Source organism: Pontibacter deserti (assembly GCF_023630255.1).
GTDB lineage: Bacteria > Bacteroidota > Bacteroidia > Cytophagales > Hymenobacteraceae > Pontibacter > Pontibacter deserti.
The window spans coordinates 1-23255 of sequence record NZ_JALPRS010000002.1 but is presented as its reverse complement, the minus strand read 5'-3'; the positions used below and the strand labels follow the sequence as shown (position 1 = coordinate 23255).

Annotated in this window: 28 protein-coding genes and 1 tRNA gene; 23 read left to right on the top strand and 6 right to left on the bottom strand. The window is 43.7% G+C overall.

The genetic code is table 11. The features are described 5' to 3' along the window. The first annotated feature begins 3 nt into the window (after positions 1 to 3). The 6 genes from MJ612_RS12040 to MJ612_RS12015 all read left to right on the top strand — a co-directional run bounded on the left by MJ612_RS12040 (position 4) and on the right by MJ612_RS12015 (position 4183). The gene (locus MJ612_RS12040) at positions 4 to 147 is read left to right on the top strand and encodes a hypothetical protein (RefSeq protein WP_187031871.1); all 144 of its coding nucleotides are present in this window, start codon (positions 4 to 6) and stop codon (positions 145 to 147) included. Between the two features lie 157 nt (positions 148 to 304). Then, the gene (locus MJ612_RS12035; RefSeq protein WP_187031872.1) at positions 305 to 1528 is read left to right on the top strand and encodes a Pycsar system effector family protein; all 1224 of its coding nucleotides are present in this window, start codon (positions 305 to 307) and stop codon (positions 1526 to 1528) included. A gap of 33 nt (positions 1529 to 1561) precedes the next feature. Then, positions 1562 to 1633, top strand: a tRNA-Arg gene (locus tag MJ612_RS12030). A 308-nt stretch (positions 1634 to 1941) separates the two neighbouring features. After that, complete coding sequence (locus tag MJ612_RS12025) at positions 1942 to 2484, top strand: hypothetical protein (RefSeq protein ID WP_187031874.1); 543 nt, start codon at positions 1942 to 1944, stop codon at positions 2482 to 2484. Positions 2485 to 2721: 237 nt separating this feature from the next. Next, on the top strand, positions 2722 to 3744 hold the full coding sequence (locus MJ612_RS12020; RefSeq protein ID WP_187031876.1) for an LLM class flavin-dependent oxidoreductase: 1023 nt from the start codon (positions 2722 to 2724) through the stop codon (positions 3742 to 3744). A 94-nt stretch (positions 3745 to 3838) separates the two neighbouring features. Next, a complete protein-coding gene (locus tag MJ612_RS12015) occupies positions 3839 to 4183 on the top strand; it encodes a hypothetical protein (RefSeq protein ID WP_222619655.1) in 345 nt (114 codons plus the stop codon). 76 nt (positions 4184 to 4259) lie between these two features. On the opposite strand, the gene MJ612_RS12010 is transcribed toward MJ612_RS12015, so the two are convergent. The 3 genes from MJ612_RS12010 to MJ612_RS12000 form a co-directional block, all read right to left on the bottom strand. Next, positions 4260 to 4718, bottom strand: coding sequence for a hypothetical protein (locus tag MJ612_RS12010; protein WP_187031878.1), 459 nt, complete (start codon positions 4716 to 4718; stop codon positions 4260 to 4262). A gap of 132 nt (positions 4719 to 4850) precedes the next feature. Further along, on the bottom strand, positions 4851 to 5870 hold the full coding sequence (locus MJ612_RS12005; protein ID WP_187031880.1) for an alkaline phosphatase D family protein: 1020 nt from the start codon (positions 5868 to 5870) through the stop codon (positions 4851 to 4853). A 127-nt stretch (positions 5871 to 5997) separates the two neighbouring features. Beyond that, positions 5998 to 6372, bottom strand: a complete 375-nt coding sequence (locus MJ612_RS12000; RefSeq protein ID WP_187031882.1) for a T9SS type A sorting domain-containing protein — start codon at positions 6370 to 6372, stop codon at positions 5998 to 6000. A gap of 138 nt (positions 6373 to 6510) precedes the next feature. Between MJ612_RS12000 and MJ612_RS11995 the strand changes: the two genes are divergently transcribed. The 4 genes from MJ612_RS11995 (at position 6511) to MJ612_RS11980 (ending at position 9852) form a co-directional block, all read left to right on the top strand. Next, positions 6511 to 7644, top strand: coding sequence for an NAD(P)/FAD-dependent oxidoreductase (locus tag MJ612_RS11995; protein ID WP_222619656.1), 1134 nt, complete (start codon positions 6511 to 6513; stop codon positions 7642 to 7644). Positions 7645 to 7794: 150 nt separating this feature from the next. Next, entirely contained in the window at positions 7795 to 8916 is a 1122-nt protein-coding gene (locus MJ612_RS11990; protein ID WP_187031884.1) for a type III polyketide synthase, read from the top strand. Then, positions 8897 to 9604: a methyltransferase domain-containing protein gene (locus MJ612_RS11985; RefSeq protein WP_187031886.1), complete on the top strand. Its 708-nt coding sequence runs from the start codon at positions 8897 to 8899 to the stop codon at positions 9602 to 9604. Before MJ612_RS11990 ends, MJ612_RS11985 begins: the two co-directional genes overlap by 20 nt. A gap of 35 nt (positions 9605 to 9639) precedes the next feature. Continuing rightward, positions 9640 to 9852, top strand: coding sequence for a hypothetical protein (locus MJ612_RS11980; RefSeq protein WP_187031888.1), 213 nt, complete (start codon positions 9640 to 9642; stop codon positions 9850 to 9852). A 594-nt stretch (positions 9853 to 10446) separates the two neighbouring features. Here MJ612_RS11980 and MJ612_RS11975 read toward each other — a convergent pair. Beyond that, entirely contained in the window at positions 10447 to 11349 is a 903-nt protein-coding gene (locus tag MJ612_RS11975) for a histone deacetylase family protein (protein ID WP_187031890.1), read from the bottom strand. Positions 11350 to 11826: 477 nt separating this feature from the next. On the opposite strand from MJ612_RS11975, the gene MJ612_RS11970 reads away from it, so the two are divergent. The 3 genes from MJ612_RS11970 (at position 11827) to MJ612_RS11960 (ending at position 13856) form a co-directional block, all read left to right on the top strand. Next, entirely contained in the window at positions 11827 to 12468 is a 642-nt protein-coding gene (locus tag MJ612_RS11970; protein WP_187031892.1) for a porin family protein, read from the top strand. A 12-nt stretch (positions 12469 to 12480) separates the two neighbouring features. Then, positions 12481 to 13209 (top strand): YceI family protein, encoded by a 729-nt coding sequence (locus MJ612_RS11965; protein ID WP_187031894.1) that lies wholly within the window; start codon positions 12481 to 12483, stop codon positions 13207 to 13209. Between the two features lie 104 nt (positions 13210 to 13313). Continuing rightward, positions 13314 to 13856, top strand: a complete 543-nt coding sequence (locus MJ612_RS11960; protein ID WP_250419171.1) for a DUF6992 family protein — start codon at positions 13314 to 13316, stop codon at positions 13854 to 13856. Positions 13857 to 13908: 52 nt separating this feature from the next. Here MJ612_RS11960 and MJ612_RS11955 read toward each other — a convergent pair whose 3' ends face one another. Continuing rightward, entirely contained in the window at positions 13909 to 14469 is a 561-nt protein-coding gene (locus MJ612_RS11955; protein WP_187031896.1) for a type 1 glutamine amidotransferase domain-containing protein, read from the bottom strand. Positions 14470 to 14915: 446 nt separating this feature from the next. On the opposite strand from MJ612_RS11955, the gene MJ612_RS11950 reads away from it, so the two are divergent. From MJ612_RS11950 to MJ612_RS11925, 6 genes are all read left to right on the top strand, one after another. Next, the gene (locus MJ612_RS11950; RefSeq protein WP_187031898.1) at positions 14916 to 15404 is read left to right on the top strand and encodes a TlpA family protein disulfide reductase; all 489 of its coding nucleotides are present in this window, start codon (positions 14916 to 14918) and stop codon (positions 15402 to 15404) included. Positions 15405 to 15415: 11 nt separating this feature from the next. Then, positions 15416 to 16048, top strand: coding sequence for a thioredoxin family protein (locus MJ612_RS11945; RefSeq protein ID WP_187031899.1), 633 nt, complete (start codon positions 15416 to 15418; stop codon positions 16046 to 16048). A gap of 373 nt (positions 16049 to 16421) precedes the next feature. Next, on the top strand, positions 16422 to 17138 hold the full coding sequence (locus MJ612_RS11940; protein WP_187031901.1) for a CPBP family intramembrane glutamic endopeptidase: 717 nt from the start codon (positions 16422 to 16424) through the stop codon (positions 17136 to 17138). Positions 17139 to 17538: 400 nt separating this feature from the next. Further along, a complete protein-coding gene (locus MJ612_RS11935) occupies positions 17539 to 18264 on the top strand; it encodes a hypothetical protein (RefSeq protein WP_187031903.1) in 726 nt (241 codons plus the stop codon). 254 nt (positions 18265 to 18518) lie between these two features. After that, positions 18519 to 19154 carry a hypothetical protein gene (locus tag MJ612_RS11930; protein WP_187031905.1) on the top strand — a complete coding sequence of 212 codons (636 nt, stop codon included), beginning with the start codon at positions 18519 to 18521 and terminating at the stop codon, positions 19152 to 19154. Between the two features lie 101 nt (positions 19155 to 19255). Continuing rightward, complete coding sequence (locus MJ612_RS11925; protein ID WP_250419170.1) at positions 19256 to 19744, top strand: putative quinol monooxygenase; 489 nt, start codon at positions 19256 to 19258, stop codon at positions 19742 to 19744. A 17-nt stretch (positions 19745 to 19761) separates the two neighbouring features. Here MJ612_RS11925 and MJ612_RS11920 read toward each other — a convergent pair whose 3' ends face one another. After that, positions 19762 to 20139, bottom strand: a complete 378-nt coding sequence (locus MJ612_RS11920) for a hypothetical protein (protein ID WP_187031907.1) — start codon at positions 20137 to 20139, stop codon at positions 19762 to 19764. A 281-nt stretch (positions 20140 to 20420) separates the two neighbouring features. Between MJ612_RS11920 and MJ612_RS11915 the strand changes: the two genes are divergently transcribed. The 4 genes from MJ612_RS11915 to MJ612_RS11900 all read left to right on the top strand — a co-directional run bounded on the left by MJ612_RS11915 (position 20421) and on the right by MJ612_RS11900 (position 23011). Continuing rightward, positions 20421 to 21065 (top strand): C40 family peptidase, encoded by a 645-nt coding sequence (locus tag MJ612_RS11915; protein ID WP_187031909.1) that lies wholly within the window; start codon positions 20421 to 20423, stop codon positions 21063 to 21065. 182 nt (positions 21066 to 21247) lie between these two features. Beyond that, positions 21248 to 21790 carry a YkvA family protein gene (locus MJ612_RS11910; protein ID WP_187031911.1) on the top strand — a complete coding sequence of 181 codons (543 nt, stop codon included), beginning with the start codon at positions 21248 to 21250 and terminating at the stop codon, positions 21788 to 21790. Positions 21791 to 21808: 18 nt separating this feature from the next. Further along, on the top strand, positions 21809 to 22012 hold the full coding sequence (locus MJ612_RS11905; protein ID WP_187031913.1) for a hypothetical protein: 204 nt from the start codon (positions 21809 to 21811) through the stop codon (positions 22010 to 22012). A gap of 258 nt (positions 22013 to 22270) precedes the next feature. Then, entirely contained in the window at positions 22271 to 23011 is a 741-nt protein-coding gene (locus MJ612_RS11900; RefSeq protein ID WP_187031914.1) for a M48 family metallopeptidase, read from the top strand. Positions 23012 to 23255: the final 244 nt, after the last annotated feature.

Here is a 23255-nt window from a genome sequence, read left to right as displayed (position 1 = left end):
GTTATGGTAAACAATACTGATGTGCTGGTGCAGCACGAAGGCAATGTATGGTTAGTAGCAGGCTGGTTTACTTACAGCCGGCCAAATATTTCTTTACAGTTATATACTTCAGAACTGATGAAATTAACGAGCAGATTGTTTTTTTAGTTATAGCCCAATTTTATACTTGTAAATGTGGCTCCAATGCCTGCAGTTAACAAAAACATGATATTGCCGTAACGCAGGTAATGCAGGACAAAAAGTTTGCCTGTATACCTATTGCTGCCTGCCACAATACACATGGCCCCTGCAGAAAAGCTGTATTATGGATAACAACAACACACTAGTTAAACAAGCCGGAGAATATGTGTTTAAGCTGTTTAAGGGAGAACTCTCTAAAAAGCTTGTATACCACAACTATAGACACACCTTTGAAACCGTAAATGAAGCCCGCGACCTGGGCGAAATGCAGAACCTCCCACACGACGAGTTACAGGATCTGTTGCTGGCAGCCTGGTTTCATGACACAGGATATGTGAACACTTACGAAGGCCATGAAGCAGAAAGTGTACGCTTTGCACGTGAGTGGCTGGAACTACAACAGCACCCTGCTGAACGGATCGAGCGCATTGCCGCCTGCATACATGCTACCAAACACGATGTAGAGCCTGTTACACTTTTAGAGGAGCTGCTCGTGGATGCCGACATGTCCAACATCGGGAAAGAAACATTTTTTAGTACGGCTGAGCTGCTGCGCGTGGAATGGGAAATCTTCCGGGACAAATCGTTTTCAGATAGGGAGTGGGCACAGTTCCAGATGGATTTTCTGCTGTCTACTACTTTCCATACGTACCAGGCACAGCGAAAGTATGCCGGGCAACTTGGCCTGAACATACAGGAGCAGCGCAGCCGACTGAGCAAAGAAGTAAAGAAGAAAAAGAAGGAAGAAAAAAAGCACCGCGAAACACTGGCCCAGCCCAAGCGTGGTATCGAGACCATGTTCCGTAACACCTATCGCACCCACCTTAACCTGAGTGCAATTGCTGATAATAAAGCCAACATGATGATCAGCCTTAACGCTATTATCCTGTCGGTGGTGATCACTTACCTCAGTGCCAAAACATCGGTTACCGGAGCTGAGTTTGCGCAACATCGGTCGTTGCTAATACCTGTAGGCACACTGCTTTTAACGGCACTTGGCTCTGTAATTTTTGCTATAATTTCAGCGCAGCCCGAGATCACCTCTTTCAAGAAAGAAAAGATCAACAGCCGCAAAGTAAACCTGCTCTTCTTCGGTAACTTTACTAACATCCCTCTCGAGGATTTTCAGCACGGTATGCACAACATTATGCGCGACAAAAAATCGCTGTATAACAACATGATAACCGACATTTATTACCTGGGTGAAGTTCTGAAACGCAAATACAATATCCTGCGCATTTCTTACACCATATTTATGGTTGGGCTGGTGCTTACCGTTCTGGCCTTTGCCATTTCAATAGCTTATTTCTCGGATGCAGTGCCTGCTGCCGCGCGGGTTGATTTATAGGTATAAATACTTAAATTTGCCGATATAACTACGGGCCTCGTAGTTCAATGGATAGAATAGAAGTTTCCTAAACTTTTGATACAGGTTCGATTCCTGTCGGGGCCACTATAAGCCGCTACACGTCATGTATAGCGGCTTTTCTCTTTATTTCTCCTCTACACTAGAATACATTTACCCACCTTTAACTATGGCCTGCCAAGTAAATACCTGAATTTGTATGCAACTATATATCATGCAATGCATTATACGTATAATTTATGTTAATACTTATGAACACAAAGCCTATTTCTACAGCACTCTCAGCCTGCCCTGCTGACCCTCTTAATATATTACATTTCCATACACCACATAGACCTGCAATAAGCCCTGTCTGCAGATGAAAATGCTAGAACTAAACTTTAAACTATAAGACTATGAACACAAAGATTTACTTCCGCAAACTTTTATCTTTGGTAGGGCTCAGCCTTTTACTTTTTGCATGCTCAGATCAGTCAGAAGAAGTGCAACCAAGTGCAACTATAGCCCAGAATGCGGTTACGGTAACTGAAATAACATTTACTGCCACAGCCCTGATAAATGAATGTTATGGTGAAGATATCCGGTTTACAGGCATTATTGAGAATAAAGTAAAGAAAACAAACAGCGCCAGCGGTCAAACACATTACATCCGCCAGTTTACAGTAAAAGGTATGACTGCAGTAGGACTGGAGACGGGTACTGAGTTTGATGTAGTAGGAGGTGCCGAAATGTTTAGTATAAAAAACCCTGTTTATAATGCGGATGGATCACTAAACCTGAGTGGCAGCATTTTAGGTGAAAGTGATGTTGTTATACATAGGGGTACGCTGGTATTTGTAAGTCAAGAAGATGGCAGCCATGTAATTGCCCGACACATTATTACTAAAAACCCGGGTCAGGGAGTTAAATCTAACATCTGGGACTGTGGTGGTAATTAATATTATACTTCTACTGCAGGAGCAAAAGCTGCCCTATGGAAGGCAGCTTTTTTTATAAAGCTGTTCTCAGCTCCATTCATAAATCCTAAAGTTTCACCCTGCTTGTTAACCACCTTAAAACATTTACCAGAGTTAAATAAACCTTCCAGCGCCTTACTTGTTATAACCCATCTATACTTGCATCTATATCTTAAACAGCAAGTATAACTTATACTTTAAGCCATAGCAACATTACACATGAGCGATAAAAAACATCAGCTTTCTGATACAGCTATTTCTATACTTGACCTGGTGCCGGTGCTTGCCGGCAAAACACCAGCCGACTCTTTTAAAAACAGCCTGGACCTGGCACAGCACGCTGAAAAGTGGGGCTATACCCGTTACTGGATGGCCGAACACCACAACATGCCCGGCATTGCCAGCTCTGCCACATCTATACTTATAGGTTATATTGCAGGTGGTACCTCCACTATACGGGTAGGCTCCGGTGGTATTATGCTGCCTAACCATGCACCTTTGGTAGTAGCTGAGCAATTCGGGACTCTGGAAACTTTATACCCCGGCAGGATAGACTTGGGTCTGGGCCGTGCTCCGGGAACAGACCATGTTACCGCTATGGCATTACGCCGCGACCTGCAGGGTGCCGGAGAAGACTTTCCGGCGAATGTTGAAGAGCTGAGAAGTTACCTGGCACCTGCATCTGCTGGCCAACGCGTAAGAGCAGTACCCGGCGAAGGACTGAACATTCCGATCTGGTTACTGGGCTCGAGCACCTTTAGCGCACAGCTGGCTGGTATTTTGGGGTTACCTTTTGCCTTTGCCAGCCACTTTGCACCTACTCTGTTACACACGGCTCTTAAAGTATACCGCGACAGCTTTCAGCCATCAGAAACACTGAAAGAACCTTATGCCATGGCAGGTATAAACCTCGTAGCCGCCGACACTGACGAAGAAGCCCGCCACCTGGCTACCTCTCTTTACATGTCTTTCCTGAACGTGATTCGTGGCACAGCACGGCAAATGCAACCACCCGTAGATAGTATGGATGATAAATGGGACCTGTCGGAAATGTATGCGGTGCAGCAAATGCTGTTGTATAGTTTTATCGGAAGCCCTGCCACGGTAAAGTCGGAGTTACAGCAGTTTCTGGATAGCACAGGCGTAGATGAACTGATGGTTACGTCACATATTTATGACCATGCTGCAAGGCTACACTCTTACCAGATACTGGCAGAGTTACAGAAAGGCACGATAGGTTAAAACATTAACCCTTATGACAGCAGCACCGTACCTTATAACTTACATAACTGACCATAAGGGAATTTATAGTTTCCGTTTTAGCCAACCTCCCTCTATGCCGAGAATGATTTATATAGTAAGTATAGCTGCAACCATAGCCTGTACTGCCTGCCACTCTGAACCAAATAATCCGGACACTTCAGAAGCAACTATAGCCAGTGAAACCGGCAAACCAGTTGCTTTGCCGACGGATGTGCTGCTGGTGACAAAGCCACTTATTGGCGGGGAGCTTTATTCTAAAGCAGATTTTGACAGCCCTACCCTTACACATTTTGATACGTCTCAGCAGATACAACTACTGGATACCACAGATGTACTTTTTATGAAAGCGCGGCTGGATAAAAATTCAGAAACGTTTACCGGATATATTTCCAAAGCCATACTACCTGAGCAACCATAAAAATAAAAGCTCCCGGACTTAACCTCCGGGAGCTTTTATTTTAAACGTAATCTATAAGTTACTGCACAACGGTAAATTATTTGTTGCGCTGCATTTTATACTGCATTCTGCCGCCTTTTTGATGGCCGCCACGCTTTTCACGCATCTGCTGCTTACGTGCTTCCTGCTTGGCCTGCATTTCTGCAAACTTCTGCTTTTGCTCTGCATTCAGTATAGCAGTTATCTCCTGCTGGTGCGCGGTGTGCAGTGCTTTCATTTTCTCACGCTTCTGGTCGCGGGTCAGGTTCTGGTCGTTACGGATGGCCTGCATGTCCTTTACCTTACGGTCTTGTATGGCTTTTAGCTTTTGGCCTTGCGCATCAGACAGGTTCAGATTCTTTTTATAGTTCTCCAGCATTTTAGCCTGGCGCTGCGCCGGTGTTAGCTGCTCTTTTTTAGGTTTGCCCTGCTGTGGCTGGTCCTGTGCTACTGCTCCAACAGAAAGAAACACGCCTAATCCCAGTACAAAAAGATTTTTAAGGATGTTAGTTTTCATGGGTCTTCGTTTTAAAGTTTGATTATTTGACAGCTGTTTTGTGATAAGGTTTAACATGCTGACAAGGCCATAACAAAAAGGCGGCCAACTTTTTAAAGCCGGCCGCCTACAAGTATGAAATTCAAGAAGCGTTTAATAAGTTACGTTCTCGCGCAGGTATACTTCGTTGTCTTTGCCCTTTACCAGCATCTCTACCTGCACTTTATTGCCCCAGTTAAACCGGAACATCCCGAAGTTAAGTTTATTTACCAGGCCGCCAACGCGGTACTTGTTAGGCTCTACGTTGTTGCCGCTGTACACATGCGTCATGCCGCTGCTGGTTACTTCGTAAAGCGGGTAATTCAGACCCGGTAATTCTGTTCTGGATATCTCGCCAATGTGGCGGTCGCCGCTTATAAGTATAACCCCTTGTGCCTGGGTAGCTACAATCATATCTAACAGTCTTTTTCTGGATGCCGGAAAGTTGGCCCACTTCTCATACATCTGTTCTTCAGGCAATACCTGTATACCATTACCTATGATGTTTACCTGCGCTTTACTGTTGCGAAGCTCGTTTTCCAGCCACTTCCATTGTTCTTCGCCCAGCATATCGCCGGTCTGGTTTACCTGGTATATTTTGTTGATGCGCACAAGCGAATCGCGGTTATAACGGCTGTCCAGTAATATAACCTTCACCTGCTTACCTTCCGGGCCATAGGTATGCGCACTGTAAACACCCTGCTGCTGCCGGCGCGTACTGTTAGCTGGCTCACCTATAAAATTCCAGAACAGTTGCTGGCTTTGCTCCCGCATCTTAAATTCTTTGCCTCCATCATTCAGACCGTAGTCGTGGTCGTCCCAGGTACCGATTACCTTGGCATTTGCCTGCAGTTGCTTGTAGCCCGGTTCCTGCAATACCATATCATACTTTTGCTTCATTACAGCCATATCTTCAGAATCGCCATAAATGTTATCGCCCAGCCACACCCATACATCCGGGTTGTTCTGGATTATGGCAGGCCATATTACCTGCGGCAGATCCTGGCGGTTGCAGGAGCCAAAGGCAATGGTGCTAAGGGGGGCTTCGCGGGTGGCTACTAAAGGCTCTTTACAAGCAGTGACAAGTAAAAATAAAGCTGGCAATAAGCGCAGCAGGTAGTTAAAGCGTTGCATTCGTTTGTGCGTAAAATAGATGTAAGGGTAAAATTAGGCAATTGTATAATTTATACTTTACCGGAGCAGGTATAAAAAAAGCGGCAGCCTCTTTAAGGAGGCTGCCGCTTCAACTTTACAGGTATTTTTACTTTACAATTACCCGTCGTACCACACTAAAATTATCTGTTTCCAGTTTAACATAGTACAGTCCTTTTGCCTTTGAGTAACGGCTCAGGTCTACTGTAGTAGAAAGTAGCGCGTTGTCGCGGGTAAGCGTTTCGTGGTAAATTTCGTTGCCAATCACATTCATAATGCGCAGCTCCGCTCTTTTAGCTGTCATGTTAGCAAGCGAAACAGTAAACACGCCATTGCTGGGGTTCGGATATATAGTAAAGTCCTTATCGTCCTGAGATACTGTAAGCGGCTTCTCTTTCTCTGCCTGCTGTCCGGTTTGTTGTTCCTGGGCCTGAGCTGCCAGCATAGAAATAGACACTAAAATAGTAAGTATAATTTGCTTCATAGAGAGTCTTTAACAAGTGTATTTACGTAAAGGAATTACAAAAGTCGTTCCATTTATTAAAACGAGCAAGCTTTTAAATAGTTATTGTATTATACCCACTAAAACAGGTCTGTTCACCAAATTTTAGCAATCCTCGATTTGTATAAAATAAATAACCCAGATTGGCCTGTAATTGTGATTGGCGGCGGACTTGCCGGACTTACCAGCGCACTTGCTCTGGCACAACAGGGCATACAGGTCTTGCTTCTAGAAAAGAAGTCGTATCCTTTTCACAGGGTGTGCGGCGAATATGTTTCGAACGAAGTGCTGCCTTACCTGCAACACCTGGGTACCGACATAAGCCAGCTGCAACCAGCCCGCATTAATCGTTTTATACTTTCATCTCCGTCGGGGCAAACTTTAGAAGCAGACCTAGATCTTGGTGGCTTTGGCATTAGCAGGTATACCCTCGATAACTACCTGTACCAACTAGCACAAGCCAATGGAGTTACCTTTAAGCTTAACACAACAGTGCAGGATGTTACTTTTGAGAATGGCAGCTTTATACTTCAGACAGGCAACGGCGAGAAACTACAGGCAGAAATTGTATTGGGGGCTTACGGCAAACGCACCAACCTCGACCGACAGCTGAACCGCCGTTTCTTTGCGCAGCGCTCGCCTTATATCGGCGTAAAATATCACATAAAGTATAATCAGGCAAAAAATGTAATTGCACTACATAACTTCAAAAATGGCTATGCCGGCATATCGGCTGTGGAGAACGACACTTACTGTTTCTGCTACCTGACCACCCGCCAGAACCTGAAACAGCACGGCACCATACCTGCCATGGAGCAAGCTATACTTTACCGCAACCCGCACCTGCGCCAGATATTTGAAGAAGCAGCGTTTGTATATGCACATCCGGAAGTGATCAATGAAATTTCGTTTGCTACAAAAACCTGTATAGAAAACCACATGCTGATGTGCGGCGACGCTGCCGGCATGATAACTCCTCTTTGCGGCAACGGCATGGCAATGGCCATACATGCAGGTAAGCTGGCAGCCGAACAGGTAGCTTTATACTTTAAAAATGGACGCAATCGCCAGCACCTCGAAAGCAACTATAACCATGCCTGGAAAAAGCAGTTTTCCAGCAGGCTACAGCTGGGCAGAACTGTGCAACACTTATTCGGGCACCCTGTACTTTCAGAGATAGCTGTAAAAACGCTGAAGCAGGTGCCTGCAGCCGTGCAATTGCTCATGCGCCAGACACACGGCAAACCTTTTTAAGCTATACTTTAAGTGTTCTATATCTATCTGGTTCCTGTATGCGTAAGCAAAGACGTGTTTCTTTTTAGTATTTCGAAATAAAGAGATACTGGCTGTTATTCTGTAGCCACCTAACCAAATTCGATACACGACAACCTAAACACTATCTCCATGAAGAGCTACATCTGCGCCATCGGCACGGCCAACCCGCCTCATAAAATACCGCAGATGCAAGTAGCAGATTTTATGGCACGCGCGCTGCAGTTCGACGAACAGAACACCCGCAGGCTCAGGGCGCTTTATCGTGTATCAGGTATCGGGCAACGCTACAGTGTATTGCCTGACTATATCCGTGAGAACGGCGATTTCACCTTTTATCCTAACACACCTAACCTGGAACCTTTCCCGACGGTGCAGCAGCGTATGGATGTGTACAAACGACACGCAGTGGACCTATCGGAGCAGGCAGTGCGCAATTGCCTGAAACAAACTCCAGGTATAAACCTGACCGAGATCACACACCTGATAACCGTTAGCTGCACCGGCATGTATGCCCCTGGTCTGGATATTGAGCTGGTTGAGCGACTAAATCTGCCTGCTACCGTGCAACGGACTGCGGTTAACTTTATGGGGTGCTATGCTGCCTTTAATGCCATAAAACTGGCCGATGCTATCTGTAAAGCTGCTCCTGATGCGAATGTACTGCTGGTTTGTACAGAACTCTGCACCATCCATTTTCAGAATAATCCTGAAGAAGACCACCTGGTATCGAATGCTTTGTTTGGCGATGGTGCCGCAGCTGTGCTAATGCAGGGGAAACCATGCAGTGAGATGAGCCTGGAGCTGCAATCTTTCCACTGCGATCTGGCCCCTGCTGGCAAGCGCGACATGGCCTGGCATATAGGTGATACCGGGTTTGAAATGACACTTTCATCGTACGTGCCTGACCTTATTAAATCAGGTATAAAACAGCTGACCGACCGCCTGCTGCAGGGCCTGAAAACAACATTAGCAGAGATAAAACTATACGCCATACACCCTGGCGGACGCCGCATATTAGAAGTGATAGAGCAGGAATTGGGTATGACTCGTGACGATAACCGCTATGCCTACCAGGTGCTCCGCGATTTTGGGAATATGTCGTCGGCTACGGTATTGTTTGTGTTAAAGGCGCTGATGGATAACCTGACCAGCAAAGAGAAAGACGAGCCTGTGTTGAGCTTCGCCTTTGGCCCCGGCCTTACCTTAGAATCGATGTTACTAAAAGTACATTATGCTGGCGCTGCGGAGTAACCAACCCGAACTGATGGACGACCTGACTCTAGCCGGGGACGAACTACGGAAAAACCTACGTGAACTGGAAGTTATAAACAACTGGCTGGGCGGGCACAAGGTGGTACTGGATGCGCTGGATAAGCTAACTATAAACTATAAAAACGAGTCTGTAACCATAGCCGACATCGGCTGTGGCGGTGGCGACACCTTAACAACTATAGCCAACTGGGCCCGGCGCAGAAGTATAAATGCACAGCTAACAGGTATAGATGCCAACGATTTTATGGTACAATATGCCCGGCAGCATTGCCAGAATTATAACAACATAACCATAACCCAGCATAATGTTTTTTCCGAAGCCTTCGCCCGCCAGGAATATGACATTATTGTTTGCAGCCTGTTTTGCCACCATTTTACAGACGAGCAGCTTGTTGCACTTTTCAGCCAACTGCACCGGCAGGCCCGGGTGGCTGTAATTATTAACGACCTGCACCGGCACTGGTTTGCCTACTATTCTATCAAGTACATCACCAAGCTGTTTTCGGGGTCTTACCTGGTACAGAACGATGCGCCCCTTTCAGTATGGCGGGCTTTTAAAAGAAACGAGCTAGCGCAACTGGTAACGCAGGCAGGAATCACCAACTATAGTCTGCGCTGGATGTGGGCTTTCAGGTGGCAATTGGTGTTACACAAATCCTTATCCTGAAACTGCAGTATAACCTGACAAATGCATACAACACTATGAGCCGCCAAACTATAAACTTCTGGGTACTTTTCATTATCTCCATCATTATATCGTCCATTATCATTTCTGTTTTTGTAAAGGCACTGAAGGTAATTTTGATGGTGTTACTGATATTGGCTCTCGCGCCTGTTATTTACCTGATTCTGCGTTTGATCATCCCCGGACAAAAGACAATTGATGAAGATGACAAGCTTGGGAAGAGGCATTAGGTCAGTGGTTTTATAGCCTTTATATTTCGAAGCCTGCGCAGCCTTATAGTTTCCGTGTTCCAACCACCCCAACCCCTCCTTGTCTAAGGCGAGGAGTTTTTCCGCTACTGCTATAGTTACATGTATAATTTTATAGTTGCCGTGTTAACACCCCTGTAGTCCCCTCAAGGGGACAGTTCTGTAACTGCTATAGTTGAAGCTATAGTTTCATTGTACAGCCTGTGAGCGGACAGGTCGCGACCTGTCCCTACGAACCTACCACCACGAGAAAGCTATGCAACTATAGCATCTCAAACTATAAGAACTATAGCTATCGAAATGATCGCAGTCTTTGGGTTGAGCGCCTTTGATTTGTTGCGGTGCCGCCAGGCAACACGAGCACAGCGAGGGTAGCTTCAAATCAGCAGCGCGATGCCCGAAGACGGGGCCTCTAGGCCGTGAGGGCACCAAAGCCAGAGATAAAACAATAGGCAAGTAGAGCTCCCAGGATTGGAAGAGGCTATAGAAGGATCGCTAGGATTGAACAAGTATAGCCTCGACTATAGGACCTATAAGATTTCTCGGCTTCGCTCGGGATAATAGTAATAGTTACTATTAAAACCACAACTGCTGTGCTAACCTGAAGGTATTGGCATGAGCCTCCACAATGTGAGCGATCTGCTTAGAATAGCCGCCACCCATACTTACCGCTACCGGCAAACTATGACGCTTGCACAACTCTAATACAGTACGATCACGCTCTTTGCATCCGGCTATAGTCATTCCCAGCTTCCCGAGCTTATCTGTTGCCAGCACATCCACCCCCGACTGGAAAAACACGAACTCCGGCTGCACTTCATCTAAAAGACGTGGAAGTATAGCCTGTAACTGGTGCAGGTATGAAGCATCTCCGGTGTTTTCGGCAAGAGGAATATCCAGGTCTGATTGCTCTTTATGAAACGGATAATTATGCCCGCAATGCATGCTGAAGGTAAACACCCGTGGCTCGGTGGCAAATATTTGTGCAGTGCCATTGCCCTGATGCACATCCAGATCCACAACCAGTATTTTGCTTATGCCTTTATAGTTGAGCAGGTAATTGGCGGCAATGGCAATATCGTTTAGCAGGCAAAAGCCTTCACCGCGGTCAGTAAAAGCGTGGTGGGTGCCACCAGCTATGTTCATCCCGATGCCAAATTCCAGCGCAAACAAAGCCGCCTGTACTGTTCCGTTCATAATTACCACCTCGCGATCTACCAGTTCATCAGAAAGCGGAAAGCCTGTCTTGCGGATCTCGGATGAAGTAAGCTGCAAGTGCCGCAGGCGATGCCAGTAGTCAGAATCGTGGGTATCCAGAATAAAACGCTCTGGTAGTGGAGCCGGGGCAAATAAATTAGCTTCGGTTATAGTGCCTTCATAAAGCAGCTGCTCGGGCAACAGGTCGTACTTAGCCATCGGGAAACGATGACCTTCAGGCAGGGCGTGCGCAAACATCCGTGACCAGGCAATTTTTAGCATAGCACAAAGGTAACAACATTATGCCACCGCAGGTTTTACTTTATTGCCTTATACTTCCGGAAAGTGTGCAAAAACTAAAGCGCTTAGTAGCTGCGGCCAACATGGTGTATAAGTTTTTAGCAGCGCCTTAATTACTTTAAAACTGGCCTTTTGTGATGTGGGTAAATGTGGATAAGTGTGTTGAATCAACAAAGTTATCCACCATTTGCTGTGCATTTTAGGTCAAGCAACTTGTAAAAGTATCATATAATCCTATCTTAAAGCTGTAAAGTATAAATCTTACTAAATATTTTATCAAGAGCAGTTAGTAATTCATAAACAGCTTTTACACATTGGCCTCGCTTTAAAATCTCTGAAACTGCTCAAACAAAACAGTATCGTGAGGCTACTGCAACTTTATACATAGACATTATAGTATACTATAGAAGGAAGCCTCTTTTATACCAGCAAACGGCCCCGGTAAACAACTTTATCACTATGAAAAAATATCTACTTTCGGCTACTATGCTGCTACTCAGCCTGGTTTGTTTTGCCCAGGAGCAGGAGCCCGAAGATTTACAAGGACCAACCACCCTTCAGAAAAACCATAACCTATTAAGTGGCATTGATGCTCCTAATGCAGGCTTTGGTATAAAAGGCGGCGTAAACTTTGCCAATGTTTATGGTGATGATGCCGATGCATTAGATGCCATTTCACATACCAACTTCCATGCGGGCATTTATGCACAATTTGGTATAAGCGAGTCTTTCTCTCTGCAATTAGAAGGCCTGTATTCCCGTAAAGGATTTGAGACTGATGTAGAGAACCGATTTGATTACCTGGAGCTCCCTTTGCTGGCTGTATTTAACTTCTCAGATAACTTCAGTATACACGCAGGTCCGCAGATGAGCATAATGGTAGCTGCCAAGCAGGATGACAAAGAAATTAACATGGAGGACCTGAACACATTTGATTATGGTGTAGCCGCCGGTGTTGAAGCCCGTTTCCGTATGTTCAGGTTAGGAGCCCGCTATAATTTAGGCTTTGCCGGCTTATTAGATGAAGGAGACACAGGACTAACTATCGGGGAAGACGTAAAAAACAATGTAGCCCAGCTATACGTGGGTATCGGATTTTAAAAATAAAGAGCAGTGAGTAGTAAGCAGCACCTTAGTACTATACTTACGCCAGTTATACTTCTGGTACTGCCCCTTATTGCCTGTGATACAACAGTGAAAACCGAGGAAGCCGAAATTGGTGCACCTATTTTACATAAATCGCTTGCACCTGTTTCAGACTTATACACCATTGATACAGCTAAAACGAAGGTTACCTGGATAGGAGCTAAAATAACAGGAAGGCACAATGGCATTTTTAAGATCAGTAACGGCAACCTCCATTTAGATAACGGCAAATTAACTGGTGGCAACGTAGAGTTTCATATGCCTGCCACCCGCTCTGACGACAAAAACCTGGACGAAGCTGGCAATAAAAAATTAACCACGCACTTGCGCTCTTCCGACTTCTTTGATGTAGCGCGTTACCCTACCGCCACTTTTATACTTACCAGCATCAGCCCTTACGACAGCACCAGGCGCAAACAATCCGGGCCAGTTCCTGCTCAGGATAAAAAACTACTTGTAAAAGGAGCCACCCACCTGCTTACCGGCAACCTGACCATAAAAGATAAAACCCGCAGCATACGTTTTCCAGCTAAAATAGCCTGGCAGGATGATATGCTTACAGCCAAAGCCAACTTTAACATAGACCGCACTAAGTGGAACCTGGTTTACCGTGCCGATAAATCACTGGGCAACCAGACCATTTACCCGGATGTAAATATCGGGATAGACCTGGTAGCCAGACGTACCAATCTTTAACCCACTGGATGGATTAGCCTGCCCTTACACCATCAGCTTATAACCAGATATATGCTAAAAAACAGGTGGCTGCGTTTAGAGCTACAGTAACCAACCTTTTTATTATGAGAAAGTACCTTTGCCTGCTGTTGTTTATGCTATTGTCTGTAGCGGCAAGTGCACAAACAAACACGCTGGCAACGTTTAACCTGCGCCAAAACGAGATCATGAGAATTGGCATGATCGTGCTGGGGAGCTGGGCGCTGCTGAACATTATTATCGGGAGCTTTAAGCTGATGAAGGCCACCCGCAATAAACGTTTCTTCTTCCAGATGAACATCTACTGGAATATCGTGAACATGATTATTGCATCTGTGGCTTTATATTCGCTGCTTACCCAAACCCCCGCTACCCAAAATCTGACGGAAAGTATAATTCAACACGACTGGTACAAAAAGATACTATACCTGAATATTGGTCTGGATGTGGCTTACCTGTTCATAGGTATATGGCTGCAGGAGCGTTCCAAATTATCTCCTAAAATAGAGCAGCTAAAAGGCTGGGGGCAATCTATAGTGCTTCAAGGCTTTTTCCTGCTGGTGTTAGATATAGTGTTGGCAACACTGCTGGAAGGCCAAGCAGCTATACTTTATAACCTGATACCTTAAAAGTATAAGCCGCGGCAGGCTGGCTGTCGCGGCTTTTTTATAGTTGATTTAGCTAGCGTTTGTTGTTCTTGCCTTCTGCAAATTCTTCTATCATCTTTTTAGTAAAAGCAGGAATATCATCCGGCTTACGGCTGGTAACTAAGCCCTGGTCTACTACCACTTCTTCGTCTACCCAATTGGCTCCGGCATTTTTCAGGTCTGTTTGCAGCGTGTGGTAGCTTGTCATTTTTCGGCCTTTTACTTTACCGGTTTCTATCAGCGTCCAGGGGGCGTGGCAAATGGCAGCTACCGGCTTACCTGTTTCCATAAATTTACCTACAAAGTTTACAGCCTCTTTGTTACTGCGCAATTTATCTGGGTTCATAACACCACCGGGCAGTAGCAGGCCATCATAGTTATCCGCATTTACTTCGTTCAGGTTTTTATCTACTTTAAATTTATCACCCCAGTCGGTGTGTGCCCAGGCTTTTATTTCGCTGTTCTTGTTCGGTGAGATAATGTGGGCTTCAGCTCCTTCTTCTTTTAAAGCCTGCATCGGGCGTGTCAGTTCTTCCTGCTCAAAGCCTTCTTCTACCAGTATCGCTATCTTTTTTCCTTGCAGTTTGTTTGCCATAGTGTTGTGTGTTTTCAGTTGGTTTATACTTCCTACTTAACGAGCTCTACCTGCTTAGGTTAAAACCTATTACATTCTAAGGATACTCATCTATAGTCTCTTATTTCATCTGACTATAGCAGCTTAACCACATCACGAAAAAAGATTTATTTTTTTTCTAAAGTAGTGTAACCATTGCATAAACCCTCCCGTAAAAGGGTATGGCTAAAAGTTGAAAAGTTTATTATAAACTTATCATAAGAGAAAGGCTCCTTGTAACGAGGAGCCTTTCTTTTTTTATACCTACCTGTATCTCAGGCTTTCTGATTCACTACATCTAAGTTTAAAGCAGATTCATACCTTCCCATAGTCTGTTCGTCTAAAACCTATAGTTATACCTTTGATTTCCAGGTTATCAGTTTAACTTTATGATTGTAATACAGTATAGCAAATCACGTTGTATACTTATGAAACTGATCTTTAGTATCCGCATTAGCTTTATACTTTTGCTGGCAGGTTTTACCGCGCAGGCGCAGGACGTAAATGTGGTTAAATTCGATAAACTGCAGCAGCTTCGCAATTCCTCTTCCGACACGTTGTATGTAGTAAACTTCTGGGCAACCTGGTGCGGCCCCTGCATAAAAGAAATGCCCTATTTTGAAGCTGTAAACAATCAGTATAAGGGCCAGCCGGTACGCGTTATACTGGTAAGCATGGATGCAGCACAGGACCTGCAAAAGGTAAAAACATTTATGCAGCGCCGCAAAATAGCCTCAGATGTATGGCTGCTGGATGAAGCCGATGCCAATACCTGGATAGATAAACTGGAACCGAAATGGAGTGGCGCCATACCGGCAACTATACTTTTTAACAACAAGCGCAAGCAATACCACTTTGTAGAGAAAGAGCTGAAAGAGGACGAGCTGCAAGCCTTAGTAAAGCAATTTAAACCATAACCTATACTTCTATGAAAAAACCGATCTTACCCCTGATGTACACTTTCTGCCTGCTGGTGCTGGGCATTTTGCTTGCTGCAACTCCGGCTGATAACAACGGCTACCAGGTTGGCGACACAGCCCGCGACTTTAAACTGAAGAACGTGGATGGCAAAATGGTATCGATGGCCAGCTATAAGGATGCGAAAGGCTTTATAGTTACCTTTACCTGCAACACCTGCCCTTACTCTGTAGCTTACGAAGACCGCATAATTGCCCTGCACAAAAAGTATGCACCTAAAGGCTACCCGGTTATTGCCATTAACCCGAACGATGTAAGCGTATCTCCGAAAGACTCTTATGCTCATATGCAGCAGCGCGCCAAAGAAAAGAACTTCCCGTTTGCGTACCTGCACGACGAAACCCAGGAGATTACCAAAACTTACGGCGCAACCCGCACACCGCACCTCTACATTGTGCAGAAACAGAAAGACGGCAAGTATAAAGTAGCTTACATTGGTACTATAGACGACAACAGCCGCGAGCCAGACGAGGTACAAAAAAAATACGCCGAAGCCGCTCTTAATGAGTTGGTAGCCGGCAAGACAGTGAGCCAGCCCAACACCAAAGCCATAGGCTGCACCATTAAGTGGCGCGAAGCATAACCCGGCAAACTATAGATTAAAGTATAAAAGCACCTGTCATTTAGTTGGCAGGTGCTTTTATACTTTAATGTACCCGAATATAAACGCATATACTCTCGTTATAACGCAGCTCATTCAGGCTTTATACTTTACCTAAGAGTGCGGTCACATCATTCCTCAAATTTCGGCACCAGCCATTGCTCTAAAGCTTTACCTGCAACTAAAACCCCTGACTTTATAGATTTATATCTTATAGTTTATATATTGTCTACCTTAGCTGTTCTATCATAACAGCACATGGACAATCAATAACACTACCTTCACCTATAGTGCAGATAAGCATATGTTTTCGTTTAGCTGGGAGTTAAGGCATAATTTAAAACCAATCAACTAAATGATAGGAGTTCTATTCGCAATTGCTATTTCGTGGTTGCTTTTATATTTAATTGAAAAGAAGAATATTTTAGCATTAGGGCTTCTTCCAGCAGCCAAAAGATTAAAACAATTCTTAATCGGATTTTTAATTACTGCAATACTCTGTGTTCTTGTCCAATATTTAGAAGCATATCTAAAATCGTCGGTTTGGATATTGAATGAAAATGTCACGGGCAAAATTGTTCTAAAATCATTTTGGTGGGATATTAGATCTGTTTTGACAGAGGAATTTATTTTTCGAGGAGCTTTATTATTTATTCTCATCCAAAGAATAGGCTCAAGGAAAAGTATTTTGATTTCCGCAATTTCGTTCGGAATTTACCATTGGTTCTCTTACGGAGTTTTAGGTAATATAATGGCTATGGTTTTGGTTTTTATCGGAACTGGATTAATGGGTTATGCTTGGGCTTGGGCTTTTTCGAAAACCAAATCCATCATGTTACCTTTCGGACTTCATCTGGGTTGGAATTTTATTTACAATACGATATTTTCAAATGGCCCATTGGGCAAATTAGTGCTCATTTCAAAAGGCGGAAATGAATTGACAGATTGGACTTCGCTTTTAAATTTTGTTAGTGGATTGATACTAGTTCCTGTTTTAGTATTGATTTACGTCAAATTTTTTGTAAAAGAGCAACCAGGATTAATTGCTGTAACAGAAAAAAGCTATGCCTAACATTGCATATAACATATAGCGGATGAAATGCTAAATTCAATGTTTTAAACTCTTAGCCCATTTCGTTTCAAGCGATCAGGAAAGTGCTTCGAATACCGCTACAAGCCATATCAAGGGGCGTTAGGTTAAACCGTCTTTGGTGGGTGCCTACATCTACCAGCAACTGTTCTGGCTATACTTATAGTTGTAGGCTTTGGCAAAAATGTGCTTACAATAGAGAAAGGACTTTAAGTACCTCCGGCTCTTATCTTAATTACTTTGATGTCTCTTCTCACCATTAAGAAAGCAGCCCAGCTATATTTTAATCTCTCTTTTTTCAGCCTTACATGTATTTATTTCATTGATCTGAATTCATAAATAATATCTGTAAAACAATATATTTGTTTTATAAAATAAAACTATGGCTGAATTAGAAGTTGTAAAACACACCAAAGCAGTTTATAACATAATGAAAAATCCTCAAACCGGCTGGAAGCACAAGCTTAAAGAGACTTTAATTGAAATCGGGATTATCGTTTTTGCTATAACACTATCGCTGTGGCTGCATAATTGGAGTGAACATAACCATGTAAAACAGGAGGAGAGAGAATTTCTGATAGGCCTGCAAATAGATATGCAAAAGGACCTGACGGAGTTGGGAGGTGATGTTAAAACCTATAGAAACGTAAAAAAGGGGTTCGATTATTTTTACAATGTTGCTTATGGGTCGCCTCTGCAGCAAGATAGTTTAAAGCAATACAAGTGGGTTATGTATAACACTACTCATTTTAATTCGAACAACAGTAGGTACGAAGGTCTAAAAGCATCTGGTAAACTGGGTATTATTGAAAACAAAAAGTTGCTGAACAACATTCTGGAGCTCTATCAGGAAGACATTCCCTGGCTGAACCTTCTGAACGCAGACATGAACGACTATAAAAGGGAAAAGCTGGAGCCAGCCATAAATACTTTCTTAATCCAGGATAAGAACAATAACGGAAATTGGGAGCATGTGCTTCGTGAGCCACAAATACAAAATAACCTGAGGCATTCTGCTAGTCTGAATGAAATTATGGCTAAGTATGATAGTGTGATTGAAAAGTATAATAAAACTCTTGTTCTTATAGCTGAGGAAGTTAATCAATAAACACCTTCGTCTTATTAAAAGCCTTAGCAGGGGAGTATATATGGCAAGCCACTGGAAGCAACAAGCGGTAGTGCAGCAAGAATTAGAGTTAGTAAGTTTATTCTTGAGTTTCCCTCTTCCTGCACAAAACTCTTGAATTAGATTAACAGCTATATTTATGAGAGCCGCTTAAAATTTAAAGTGGATGCTTTACGCATATAGTGCTCATAAGCGTGAGATCTTGTTTATTTGGTAGTTACCTAAAATTATAAGTCATGAAATTGCTACTCCTTATACTTAGCCTTCTCATAAGTTGCTCTGCATTCGGACAGCTAACCGAAACTCAATCCTATTGGAAGTCCATTCGTGATAAAGATGTAAAGGAATTGGGGATGGCTAAATTAGATACCGCTGAATATCAAAAAGCTTATCGGATTTGGAGAGACTACCAGGTAGTGGAGCTAGTACAATACAACGATTCTACTTATGACGGACAAATAGTGAATTTTGCGACCAAGCATTTTGGGAGCAAGAGAAAACCAAAGAGTGAATTGCTTGTACACAAAATTAAGATTCCAGGCCAAAAGGTTTTATCGCTCATGGACACACTCAAAGCGTTTAACATTGAGACCTTGCCTGACTCTGAAGAAATACAGAACTATCCTCAGGGACTTGACGGAACAACCTACGTTTTTGAAATTGGGAAGAATGAAGTATATCGCCTGTATTCCTATTGGGAGCCTGAAAGTGAGAGATACCAAGATGGAAGCTTACCTGAGATTATAAGTGTAAGAAAGATTTTGGAGTCGCTTGATAAAGAGTTTACCCTTAATAAGTTTTTTGCTGGTTTTTTAGGCAGGCTCCCGAAAGGAGAGTACAGTTATGGCGGCATTTACATGATCAAAAACTAAAAATAAAATTAGGTAACCAGGTGTGTACTCTATGCTTCGGCTGACGCCTTGCACTACGTCCACACCAGTCCGTTAGGGGCATTCAGTAATTAATAGAATAAATGGAAGCTAAGAAAATTTTAGTAGTTCTACTATTTGGAGCTTTAGGTGCCTGCTCTCCCAAAGCGGCAGAAAAGATCAACTCAACCACGGCAGTAGAGAATAAAAGCATTGGCTTGGCATACCAGCAAGTTAAACATGAAACTAATACCCTTAACCACAAACCAACTACCAACATGACCACCCGCTACGGCTTACATGGAAAACTTAGTGCCACAGAAGGCAACAGAGATAAATTAGCAGCTATACTTTTAGAGGCAGCTAAACTGGTATCAACAGCTAAGGGTTGCCAACTATACCTGGTAAGTATAGACAAGGATGATAATAATGCTGTTTGGGTAACAGAGGCTTGGGATAGCAAAGAAGACCATGACAACTCACTAAAAGTAGCAGGTGTAAGAGAACTGATCGCACAGGCAATGCCTATACTTGCCGGCCCGCCGCAGAAAGGCCAGGTACTTGAGATTTTAGGCGGCGCAGGTATAAAGTAAAGGCAACTCTTACCAGTTTATACTTTCTTCTTAACATCAGCCGGTAGCGGTAAGCCAGAGGGTTTTACTTCGCCGGCTTCTTTTTTGGCAGCCATTTGGTGGCGCTTGTGTTTGTTCCCGGCTTCACGGGCCTCTACTTCATACTTATTGTTATAATACCCTACCCTGTAGCTCTCCTTCAGGTATAGCCACAAAAACCGTACATACCCATGCTCCTGAAACTGCCTGATATGGCACAGTTCATGCTCTACCCAGCCCTTATCCTCTAAAAAAGTTTCGCGGTCTACGCCGCTAAGGTGTATACTTTTGCCCAGTACCATGGCAACGTTTCGGCTCTTTAAAACCATGCGGGCAATCCGGGCAAACGGAGATTTTTCTACAATTTTATAATCCACTCTACAAAAAAATATTTTATACCTTTTCCAATATCAATCAAAACTATACTTATATCCAGCGGGGCTAAGGGTATAAAAAGCTGGGTGAAAGTATCTAATTTATAAGCGAATGCAATAATCATCGGGTTTGGCTGTTAAAATAATTGTACTTATTTTTGCCCGCAGCAGCAGAATACAATTGGCAACTTTATAATTAAAAGCCAATTTCAGTGCAAAAGCTGCTGCTTAAATATGGTGAAACTGTTTGCCTGCACAGTGCAGGATTTAACTAGCCAAACCCTATGAGAAAGACCTTTATTTTATGTATCCTGGCGGCCTTTTCGCTTATCCTGTCTTACTTTTACGAAGTAACGCCAGCAGAGTCGGCAAATCTGCCTGAGCCTGTTGCAGACATCACACCTTACGCCATAAATTCCGGTGAAGATCTTACTTCTGCTCTTATTGCCAAAGACCCACTGGTTAAGCTTCCGGAGCCAGAGCCAGAACCAGCACCTGCCCCTAAACCAGAGTCAGAAGCATTTTACTCTAAAAAACTGCGTATGCAGTTTGCCACCAGTAAAAACAAGAACCTGGTAGAAACTGTAGCTGGCTGGCTAGGCACGCCTTACCGCTATGGCAGCGGATCTAAGAGAGGCACTGATTGCTCTGGCTTTGTTACAAGCATTTACCGCGAAGTATATGGCATCAGGTTAAGCCGCAGCTCGCACTCTATGTACCAGGATGTGAAGCGTATAAAAAAAGGCAACCTCCGCACCGGCGACCTTGTTTTCTTTAAGCGTGGCCCAAAGCAGCCCATCTTCCATGTAGGCATTTACCTGAAAAACGGTAAGTTTATCCATTCTGCCACAAATGGCGGTGTTATGGTAAGCTCATTAAAAGAGAAATTTTATAGCAGAACCTACTATGCCGGCGGCCGTGTAAATTAAGTATAAGATTAAATTCTATAGCAAGCCTTGCAGCCACCTGCAAGGCTTTTTTATTTCCGGGGATTTACAACAATTTTATATCTCTAAAGTATAGGAAGGTTAGCATTACTTTAGCCAACTTTGCACCCAAATACCGGCAAGTATAAATCAGCTAATTACTTAACACAAACAACCCAAAACTCATGAATAACCAGGCACCCGACGGTAAAAACATTTCACAAAGCTCTTTTTTTAAGACGCTCCTGGCAAAAGCCGAAAGATACCTGAAGCACCCTGCAGAAGTAACAAAGCTACTGAACGATGCCTTCAAAAAAGCTACGGCTAAAAAGAGTGTAGGCACCCTGGCCGCCGAAGCCTGGGAAAACCTTCAGCTACTATCTCGTATGATAAAGTCAGCGGTTGCCGGCGAGTATAAAGGTATTCCGACCACTACGTTGATAGGCGGTGTAGCCGTAATCATATACTTTATCACTCCTATTGATGTCATCCCTGATTTTATACCTGTGATAGGTTTGCTGGATGATGCCAGTTTGCTTGCCTGGTTTATGACCAGTATAAAAACAGAGCTGGACCGATTTAAAGAATGGGACCAGATGCACCAGGAGCAACAGCGCCAAGCAGCACATAACAACGCACCTCATAACGCAGATTCATCATTTGGTACCCCAAAATACAGCGACCGTTCCGGCGATACCGTAGAAGTAGACAGGCATACAGAATTGTAAACTTAAACTACTATACCTATGAAACCAGATAAAAAGAAAGACGAGAACGCTGAAAACAAAACAACTGGTAAGCAAAACAGTAAAGGACAAAACACAGATCCGGAAACTGCCGGCACAGGTGCGGCTAACAAAGAGCCAACATTGCGTTCTTATACTACCGATAGCAGCCGCGTTCATAAAAACAGCCACGACGACATGACAACTGGTGGCAACATACGCTAACTGTTTAAAAAACTAATACAAAAAAAATGCCTGCCGCGTAATAACGGCAGGCATTTTTTTTGTCTTTTATTTACCTTACTACAGGCTTCTGTAATTGCTCCGCAACATACTTAAACCCATAAAAACACCGAAAATATAGTACAATTCAAATACATATATTTAAATAAAAAAAGAAAAAACGCTGCTATATATTGGATTGCTAACGCAATAATTATCTATATTTGACACAAAGATTTTGTACTTTAACTTTTAGCCAAAGTGCCTACAACTTTTTTAAAACTCTCATCTGTCAATGTTCATATTGATGGAATTGGGAAAGTCTTGATTGAGCGCAGCGATAAAGCCAAGCGCATCAGCATCAGTGTCAGGCCTCTGAAAGGTATCAGAGTGGCTGTTCCTCCGCACATCAGTTTTGATAAGGCAGAGCAGCTTATCTATACCAAAGCCGACTGGATTAAGGAGCATCAGAGCCGAATGCAGCAGCAGGAAACCAAATTAACGGTATACGATGCTGACACTGAATTTAAAACAAGATTTCATACACTACGGTTGCTTACTCATGCTCAGTATAATATGCGCTGCGTGATAGAGAACGGGTACATCAATGTGTTTTATCCTGTTTTTAAAGATGTAAGTGAGCCGGATGTGCAGAAGTTTATTCGTAAATCGGTAGAAGAAGCTTATCGCAAAGAGGCAAAAGAATACCTGCCACAGCGTGTTGCTTTCTTTGCTGAGCGGTTCGGGTTTAAGTACCAGAATGTATTCATCAAGAATGCCAAAAGCCGGTGGGGCAGCTGTTCTCACACGGACAACATTAACCTGAACCTGCACCTGATGCGCCTGCCTGAGTCTCTCTGCGATTACGTGATTCTACACGAACTGGCACATACGGTAGAGAAGAACCACGGCCCCCGCTTCTGGAAACTGCTTGACAAGGTTTGCGGCGACTCTAAGGCCCTGGATAAAAAACTGAAAGATTATAGAATCTCCATTTTTTAAGTAAACGCTATTGATTATACAGTTACTACACTAATTTAAAAGTATATAAAAACGTCCTGCTATCTATCCCCTGGCTCAGTCAGGTGTGGCAGGATGTTTTGTTTTATAGTATCAGCTAAGCAAATTATTGCTGCCGCGAGTCTCCTGACTCGTGACTAACGATGGTGTTGCATCTCCTGGTGCAACTGGCCCGGCAGGGACAGGCATGGCAAACGCGCTAGCTACAGTTTTATAGTGGTCCAAC

Coding starts and splice junctions, on each gene's coding strand:
- MJ612_RS12035 (WP_187031872.1), top strand. CDS start 305: ATGGATAACAACAACACACTAGTTAAACAAGCCGGAGAATATGTGTTT.
- MJ612_RS11935 (WP_187031903.1), top strand. CDS start 17,539: ATGGCTGAATTAGAAGTTGTAAAACACACCAAAGCAGTTTATAACATA.
- MJ612_RS11955 (WP_187031896.1), bottom strand. CDS start 14,469: ATGGCAAACAAACTGCAAGGAAAAAAGATAGCGATACTGGTAGAAGAA.
- MJ612_RS11945 (WP_187031899.1), top strand. CDS start 15,416: ATGAAAAAACCGATCTTACCCCTGATGTACACTTTCTGCCTGCTGGTG.
- MJ612_RS11980 (WP_187031888.1), top strand. CDS start 9,640: ATGAGCCGCCAAACTATAAACTTCTGGGTACTTTTCATTATCTCCATC.
- MJ612_RS11985 (WP_187031886.1), top strand. CDS start 8,897: ATGCTGGCGCTGCGGAGTAACCAACCCGAACTGATGGACGACCTGACT.
- MJ612_RS12015 (WP_222619655.1), top strand. CDS start 3,839: ATGCCGAGAATGATTTATATAGTAAGTATAGCTGCAACCATAGCCTGT.
- MJ612_RS12025 (WP_187031874.1), top strand. CDS start 1,942: ATGAACACAAAGATTTACTTCCGCAAACTTTTATCTTTGGTAGGGCTC.
- MJ612_RS12010 (WP_187031878.1), bottom strand. CDS start 4,718: ATGAAAACTAACATCCTTAAAAATCTTTTTGTACTGGGATTAGGCGTG.
- MJ612_RS11930 (WP_187031905.1), top strand. CDS start 18,519: ATGAAATTGCTACTCCTTATACTTAGCCTTCTCATAAGTTGCTCTGCA.
- MJ612_RS11940 (WP_187031901.1), top strand. CDS start 16,422: ATGATAGGAGTTCTATTCGCAATTGCTATTTCGTGGTTGCTTTTATAT.
- MJ612_RS11915 (WP_187031909.1), top strand. CDS start 20,421: ATGAGAAAGACCTTTATTTTATGTATCCTGGCGGCCTTTTCGCTTATC.
- MJ612_RS12000 (WP_187031882.1), bottom strand. CDS start 6,372: ATGAAGCAAATTATACTTACTATTTTAGTGTCTATTTCTATGCTGGCA.
- MJ612_RS11970 (WP_187031892.1), top strand. CDS start 11,827: ATGAAAAAATATCTACTTTCGGCTACTATGCTGCTACTCAGCCTGGTT.
- MJ612_RS11975 (WP_187031890.1), bottom strand. CDS start 11,349: ATGCTAAAAATTGCCTGGTCACGGATGTTTGCGCACGCCCTGCCTGAA.
- MJ612_RS11905 (WP_187031913.1), top strand. CDS start 21,809: ATGAAACCAGATAAAAAGAAAGACGAGAACGCTGAAAACAAAACAACT.
- MJ612_RS11910 (WP_187031911.1), top strand. CDS start 21,248: ATGAATAACCAGGCACCCGACGGTAAAAACATTTCACAAAGCTCTTTT.
- MJ612_RS12040 (WP_187031871.1), top strand. CDS start 4: ATGGTAAACAATACTGATGTGCTGGTGCAGCACGAAGGCAATGTATGG.
- MJ612_RS12020 (WP_187031876.1), top strand. CDS start 2,722: ATGAGCGATAAAAAACATCAGCTTTCTGATACAGCTATTTCTATACTT.
- MJ612_RS11960 (WP_250419171.1), top strand. CDS start 13,314: ATGAGAAAGTACCTTTGCCTGCTGTTGTTTATGCTATTGTCTGTAGCG.
- MJ612_RS11925 (WP_250419170.1), top strand. CDS start 19,256: ATGGAAGCTAAGAAAATTTTAGTAGTTCTACTATTTGGAGCTTTAGGT.
- MJ612_RS11950 (WP_187031898.1), top strand. CDS start 14,916: ATGAAACTGATCTTTAGTATCCGCATTAGCTTTATACTTTTGCTGGCA.
- MJ612_RS12005 (WP_187031880.1), bottom strand. CDS start 5,870: ATGCAACGCTTTAACTACCTGCTGCGCTTATTGCCAGCTTTATTTTTA.
- MJ612_RS11990 (WP_187031884.1), top strand. CDS start 7,795: ATGAAGAGCTACATCTGCGCCATCGGCACGGCCAACCCGCCTCATAAA.